Below are 6,795 nucleotides of genomic sequence, written 5' to 3'. Positions count from 1 at the left end.
GCCTGGGGCATCAATCGATCGGACAAGCGTTCGGCGGAGACGTCATTCGCGCCGATCAGCTTATGCACGGCAAGACGTCCGAGATCAAGCACGACGGCAAGACGATCTTCGCGGGCCTGCCCTCTCCTTTCACGGCGACTCGTTACCATTCCTTGATCGTGAAGCGCGAGACGCTCCCGGACTGTCTGGAGATCAGCGCGGAGACGGAAGACGGCCTGATCATGGGGCTGCGGCACAAGGAGTACGTCGTGGAAGGCGTACAGTTCCATCCGGAGTCGATCATGACCGATTACGGGCTGAAAATTTTGCGCAATTTCCTCGATCAGAAATCGGGCGTAAGAGCATGAAGTTTTTATTCGACGGACAACTGACTAGCCAGAGCGAAGCCGTGATCTCCGCATTTGATCACGGTTTTTTGTACGGGATGGGCTTGTTCGAGACGTTCCGCACGTACGGAGGGCGGCCTTGGCTGTTGCGAGAGCATGCCGCGCGGTTGAAACGGGGCTGCGAGCTGCTGGGCATCCGCTATGAGCCGGACGCGGGCCGGATGGAGCGGGGCGTTGCGGAGCTGCTCGCGGCTAACGGACTGAGCGACGGGTATATCCGGTGGTCGGTGTCGGCGGGAGAAGGCGAAATCGGTCTTCCTTCGGGAGACTACGAACGACCGCATGAGATCGTCTACGCCAAGGCGCTCGCTCCGGACGAGCCGGCGACGCGGCAAAGCAAGACGCTGCGCCTGCTGAAGCTGCGGAGAAGCACGCCGGAAGGCGCGTTCCGACTAAAATCGTTTCATTATATGAATAATATCGTAGCCAAGAGAGAGTTGCAGGCGGCAGGGGCGGCTCCGGGAACGGAAGGGCTGTTTCTCGACGGGAAAGGCTATGTCGCGGAAGGGATGGTCAGCAACGTGTTCTGGCTGAAGGCGGGCAAGCTGTACACGCCTTCTTCCGACACCGGTCTTCTCGAAGGGGTAACGCGGGAGTACGTCATACGGCTGGCGCGCGCGGAAGGCCTTCCGGTGGAGGAAGGGCTTTACGGCTGGGAGGCGCTGCTCGAAGCGGATGAAATCTTCATCACGAATTCCGTGCAGGAGATCGTGCCCGTCGTACGGCTGGAGAACGATCGAGGACAACGAACGAATTGGGGCGGCGAAGAGGCCGGGAAGATGACTGCCCGCTTAATGAAGCTGTATCGCAATGCGGCGGAGAGGAATGACCACGAATGAATCCGACTTTTTATCAACGCAGCTACAAGTTCCGGGACGGGATCGAGCTGGAGCTTGGACGAAGAACCCTGATTATGGGAATCCTGAATGCAACGCCCGACTCGTTCTCCGACGGGGGCCGCTACAACGAAGCGGAAGCGGCGGCTGCGAGAGCCGAGCAGATGGCGGCGGAAGGCGCGGATATCATCGATATCGGCGGGGAATCGACTAGGCCCGGCCATGATCCGATCTCCGCGGAAGAGGAGCTGGCCCGCATTCTTCCGGTGATCCGGGCGGTTAAGGCTCGGGTCAAGCTGCCGATCAGCGTCGACACGTACAAGGCGGAGACGGCGCGGCGGGCGTTAGAGGCGGGAGCCGACATCATCAACGACGTGTGGGGCTTCAAGCGCGACCCGGAGATGGCGCGCGTGGCGGCGGACTTCGGCTGTCCGGCCATCCTGACGCATAATCGCGACAATCGCGACTACGGAGATTTTATGGAAGATGCCTTGAACGATCTGCGCGAGAGCGTGCGGATTGCCCTTGAGGGCGGCGTTGCCGAGGAGAACGTCTGGCTGGACCCCGGGATGGGCTTCGCCAAGGAATACGAGGACAATCTGGAGATGATGGGCCGTTTGGAAGAGGTGGTCGCTCTGGGGTATCCCGTGCTGCTGGCCGCTTCCCGCAAGCGGTTCATCCAGCGGGCGCTTGACGTGACGTCTGCGGAAGCGGCGGAAGGCACCGGCGCGACGACGGCGCTGGGCATCGTTCAAGGCTGTCAGATCGTGCGGGTGCATGACGTGCTGCTGTCGAAACGCGTGGCTGCGATGACGGATGCGGTCGCGTACCGGGACAAATCGGGAAAGGCGGTGGCCGCGAATGGATAGAATGCAGCTGAAGCGCATGGTGTTTTATGGATATCATGGCGTATACCCGGAAGAAAACAAGCTCGGGCAAAAATACTACGTAGATCTCGACTTGCGGCTGGATCTCGGCCGCGCCGCGCTTAGCGACGACGTCGAGGACACGGTGAACTACGCCGAGATCCATGCCTTGGTCAAGCAGATCGTGGAAGGGCCTCCGGTCAAGCTGATCGAGACGCTGGCCGCAAATATTGCTTCGGCCGTTCTCGGTACGTATACTAGTATCCATAAAGCGACGGTGTCGGTGACCAAGCCGAACCCGCCGTTCGACATTACCTTCGACGGAGTGACCGTGGAGCTGTCCAGACGGAGAGGACCGGACGGGAGCATCGTCCCTGCGGAGGATTGAACTGAGTTGCATGAAGCATACGTGGCGCTGGGCGCCAATCTGGGAGACCGGGAAGCTTCCCTGAAGGAAGCGATACGAAGGCTGCGGGCGGAACCGGATCTCGAGCTGCATCGGTTTTCTCCGATTTACGAGACGGCTCCGGTAGGGTATACCGACCAGCCTTCTTTTCTTAATATGACGATCGGGTTGAAAACGGCCATCGGTCCCGTAGACCTGCTTCGCCGCCTGCTCGCGATCGAGCGGGACATGGGACGGGTAAGGGACATCCGGTGGGGACCGCGCAGCATCGATCTGGATTTGCTGGCGTACGACGCGGTTGCGATGGATACGCCGGAATTGACGATCCCGCATCCCCGCATGGGGGAGCGGGCATTCGTATTGGTGCCGCTGAAGGACATCTGGCCGGAGGAGTCTCCTTTTCCATGGGAGAAGCAGTTGTCGGCTATGTCTCTGCGGGACGAGGGCATTTCGCGCTTCGAGGCGCAGGATGAAGATGGGTTAGGAAAGGAGTAAGGAATCATGCTGAAGATTGGCAATGTGACGATGAACAATAACGTCGTGCTGGCTCCGATGGCGGGCGTCTGCAATCCGGCGTTCCGGCTGATCGCCAAGGAATTCGGCTGCGGACTCGTCTGCGCGGAGATGGTGAGCGACAAGGCGATTCTGCACGGCAACCAGCGCACGCTGGAAATGCTGTTCGTGGACGAGCGAGAGAAGCCGCTGAGCCTGCAAATTTTCGGAGGGGACAAAGAGTCTCTCGTCGAAGCCGTGAAGTTCGTCGACCAGAACACGAACGCGGATATTATCGACATTAACATGGGCTGTCCCGTGCCGAAGGTGACGAAATGCGACGCGGGCGCCAGGTGGCTGCTCGATCCGAAAAAAATCTACGAGATGGTGTCCTACGCCGCGGACGCGGCCAAGAAGCCGGTGACGGTCAAGATGCGCATCGGGTGGGACGACGAGCATATCTACGCGGTGGAGAACGCCCAGGCGGTGGAGCGGGCCGGAGGCGCGGCCGTCAGCGTGCACGGAAGAACGCGTGAGCAGCTGTACACGGGCAAGGCCAACTGGGATATTTTGCGCGATGTGAAGCAGGCTGTGAATATACCGGTTATCGGCAACGGAGACGTATTCACTCCCGAGGATGCTAAGCGTCTGCTGGAGCACACGAATTGCGACGGCGTCATGATCGGGCGGGGGGCGCTGGGCAATCCGTGGATGCTGTACCGTACCGTTCATTTCCTGACGACGGGAGAGCTGTTGGCCGATCCGGCTCCAAGCGAGAAAATCCGTATCGCGATGCTGCACATGGATCGTCTGGCCGAGCTCCGGGGAGAGCGGGTTGCCGTTCGCGAAATGCGCAAGCACCTCGCATGGTACCTCAAGGGACTTCCGGACTCCGCAGCCGCGAAAAATTCGGTCATGGAATTGCAATCCCGGGCGGAAGTGGTAGCCGTGCTGGAGGAGTACGTGAACCGGGTAGAGGAAATGTTGGCCCGCGACGCGGCCGAAGCTTCTGAATCCGGCGAAATCCTCGTACACTAGGAGGAAGCGGTTTCATTCATGTCCCTTCCGCGAATTGACATTTTCAAGGGGTTGCAATATAATCGTACCAATATTCGCCCAAGCATCAGGAAAATCGCAAGGCTAACATCGGATAAAGATGTCATGTCGGCGATGACTGACCATATATTGGTTAGCAACCTCGAAAATCTTTTCCATGACAGGAGATCGGTGAGATGAGCGACAAGGAAGTGCTTCTGACCCAAGACGGGCTTAAGAGGCTTGAAGACGAACTCGAAAACCTTAAATCCGTCAAACGCCGCGAAGTCGCGGAACGAATTAAAGTAGCCATCGGATACGGCGACATTAGCGAAAACTCGGAGTACGAGGACGCTAAGAACGAGCAGGCTTTCATCGAAGGCCGGATCATCACGCTGGAGAAAATGCTCCGCAACGCGCGGATCATCAACAGCGAGGAAATCGATCTGGAGACGGTGAGCATCGGCTCGACGGTCGTCGTGGAAGATTTGGAATATGGCGATACGATGGAATACACGATCGTCGGTACCGCCGAGTCTGACCCGCTGAACAACAAAATCTCCAACGAAAGTCCGGTAGGTAAAGCCATTATCGGCAAGAAGAAGGGCACAACCGTTGAAGTGAGCGTTCCTGCGGGCATCATTCAATACAAAATTGTCGATATCAAAATGTAGCAACACGGCCAGCCGCAATTCAGACGTTAGTCGCCGCCCATAAGGACGGAGAAGCCGATTGACTGGGATAGAAAAAAGCTTCCTTAGGAAGCTTTTTTGCCTGTTAGCGGACATTCGCTTGAATCGCGCCGAGTCGTGCCGAATAAATCCAGATACGAATGAAGGAGCAGAACTATGGAACATAACGGTCAGTCGGAAGAGTTAGAATTAGGCGAACTGCTGCGAATCCGGCGCGGCAAGCTGGACGACTTGCGGGCGCTGGACGTCGATCCGTTCGGCGTCAAGTTTGATCGCACGCACCACGCGGGCGAACTTCTCGCGCAATACTCGGAATTATCGAAAGAGGAATTGGACGAGAAGGCGGTCGAAGTGAACGTCGCGGGCCGGATCATGACGAAACGCTCGATGGGCAAGGCGGCGTTCGCGCACATTCAGGATCTGAGCGGGAAGATTCAGATCTACGTTCGTCAGGATACGGTGCCCGAGCATAAGTTCAAGGCGTTCGATCTGCTCGACATCGGTGACATCATCGGCGTTAAAGGCGTCGTGTTCAAGACGAAGACGGGGGAAACCTCGATCAAGGTGGACGACCTGGAGGTTCTGACCAAGTCGCTTCTTCCGCTGCCGGACAAGTTCCATGGGCTGAAGGACGTGGAGACGCGTTATCGCCAGCGCTACGTGGACCTGATCGTCAATCCGGACGTTCAGAAGACGTTCATTACGCGCTCGCGCATCATTCAATCGATGCGCCGCTATTTGGACGATCGCGGTTATTTGGAAGTCGAGACTCCGACGCTGCATTCCATTGCGGGCGGCGCTGCGGCTCGTCCTTTCATTACGCATCACAACGCGTTGGACATGCAGCTCTATATGCGGATCGCGATCGAGCTGCATCTGAAGCGGCTCATCGTCGGCGGCTTGGAGAAGGTGTACGAGATCGGACGCGTCTATCGCAACGAAGGCATCTCGACGCGCCACAATCCCGAGTTCACGATGATCGAGCTGTACGAGGCGTATGCCGACTATGAGGACATTATGCGACTGACCGAGTCGCTCATTGCCCATATCGCGCAGGAAGTTCTTGGAACGACGAAGATTACGTACCAAGGCCAGGAAGTGGACCTGACTCCGTCGTGGCGCCGAGTGTCCATGACCGAGTTGATCCGCGAGACGGTCGGCGTGGACTTTACCGCCCAGATAACGGACGAGGAAGCCCATGCGCTGGCCAAGGAGCACAAGGTGTCGGTCGAGAAGCATATGTCGTTCGGCCATATCGTCAACGCGTTCTTCGAGACGTTCTGCGAGCATACCTTAATTCAGCCTACTTTCGTAACCGGCCATCCGGTGGCGATCTCTCCTCTGGCGAAGAAGAACGAAGCCGACCCTCGGTTTACAGACCGGTTCGAGCTGTTCATCGTCGCTCGCGAGCATGCCAACGCGTTCACGGAGCTGAACGATCCGATCGATCAGCGCGAGCGGTTCGAATCGCAGCTGGAGGAGAAGGAAGCGGGCAACGACGAAGCGCACGAGATGGACGACGACTTTATCCGCGCGCTGGAGCACGGCATGCCGCCTACGGGCGGACTCGGCATCGGCGTCGACCGTCTGGTCATGCTGTTGACCGACGCGCCGTCGATCCGCGACGTTCTGCTGTTCCCGCACATGCGGGAGCGTTCCGACGGGTAATTGGTTGTTAAGAGAAGGAGAGCGCGCGTCAGCGACATGAGAAGTCGTTGCAGTCGTTATCTTATAGAAGCCGGTTGTTCGCCTCGTGGGCGGGCGACCGGCTGTTCTTCTTTTTTGGAGCTTGGCTTGCGCGGTAGGTCGGCAGCAAGGGACGTGCAGACCGGGGGTGCAGTACAGATGTTGGGGCAGGCGGGTGTTGTTCGACCCGTATATAGGGGTAAATAACTTCAATAAAATTCCATGCATAAAGGGGTTGCAAAGGCCTAGCGGGCTGTGCTATATTATTTAAGTCGCCTCGGGCGGCACTGAAAAAAGAAACACCGATTGCACCTTGAAAACTGAACATTGAGCGTAAGAAACAAAAAGCAATACCAGCAGTGAATGAGCGAATCAACTTTCATGGAGAGTTTGATC

8 protein-coding genes are annotated in these 6,795 nt (G+C 57.7%); all 8 read left to right on the top strand.

The window, feature by feature from the left end; all coding sequences use genetic code 11:
- Positions 1-347, top strand: a 347-nt coding sequence (locus ACESLM_RS30150; protein WP_372638365.1) for an anthranilate synthase component II, incomplete at its 5' end; no start/stop codon positions are given.
- Positions 344-1,225 (top strand): aminodeoxychorismate lyase, encoded by an 882-nt coding sequence (gene pabC / locus ACESLM_RS30145; protein ID WP_372638363.1) that lies wholly within the window; start codon positions 344-346, stop codon positions 1,223-1,225. The genes ACESLM_RS30150 and pabC, both read left to right, overlap by 4 nt.
- Positions 1,222-2,091, top strand: coding sequence for a dihydropteroate synthase (folP, locus tag ACESLM_RS30140; RefSeq protein WP_372638361.1), 870 nt, complete (start codon positions 1,222-1,224; stop codon positions 2,089-2,091). The genes pabC and folP overlap by 4 nt, the downstream gene beginning before the upstream one ends.
- On the top strand, positions 2,084-2,476 hold the full coding sequence (gene folB / locus ACESLM_RS30135) for a dihydroneopterin aldolase (RefSeq protein WP_372638359.1): 393 nt from the start codon (positions 2,084-2,086) through the stop codon (positions 2,474-2,476). The genes folP and folB overlap by 8 nt, the downstream gene beginning before the upstream one ends.
- 6 nt (positions 2,477-2,482) lie before the next feature.
- Complete coding sequence (gene folK / locus ACESLM_RS30130) at positions 2,483-2,989, top strand: 2-amino-4-hydroxy-6-hydroxymethyldihydropteridine diphosphokinase (RefSeq protein WP_372638357.1); 507 nt, start codon at positions 2,483-2,485, stop codon at positions 2,987-2,989.
- A 6-nt stretch (positions 2,990-2,995) separates the two neighbouring features.
- Entirely contained in the window at positions 2,996-4,024 is a 1,029-nt protein-coding gene (dusB, locus tag ACESLM_RS30125; protein WP_372638355.1) for a tRNA dihydrouridine synthase DusB, read from the top strand.
- 194 nt (positions 4,025-4,218) lie between these two features.
- Positions 4,219-4,695, top strand: a complete 477-nt coding sequence (gene greA, locus ACESLM_RS30120; RefSeq protein ID WP_094048468.1) for a transcription elongation factor GreA — start codon at positions 4,219-4,221, stop codon at positions 4,693-4,695.
- A 174-nt stretch (positions 4,696-4,869) separates the two neighbouring features.
- Positions 4,870-6,381, top strand: a complete 1,512-nt coding sequence (gene lysS, locus ACESLM_RS30115; RefSeq protein ID WP_372638353.1) for a lysine--tRNA ligase — start codon at positions 4,870-4,872, stop codon at positions 6,379-6,381.
- Positions 6,382-6,795 lie beyond the last annotated feature (414 nt).

Source organism: Cohnella sp. (assembly GCF_041641335.1).
Taxonomy (GTDB): domain Bacteria; phylum Bacillota; class Bacilli; order Paenibacillales; family Paenibacillaceae; genus Cohnella.
Note: the sequence above shows the minus strand (reverse complement) of the source record. Positions and strands in the feature narration are given on the sequence as shown.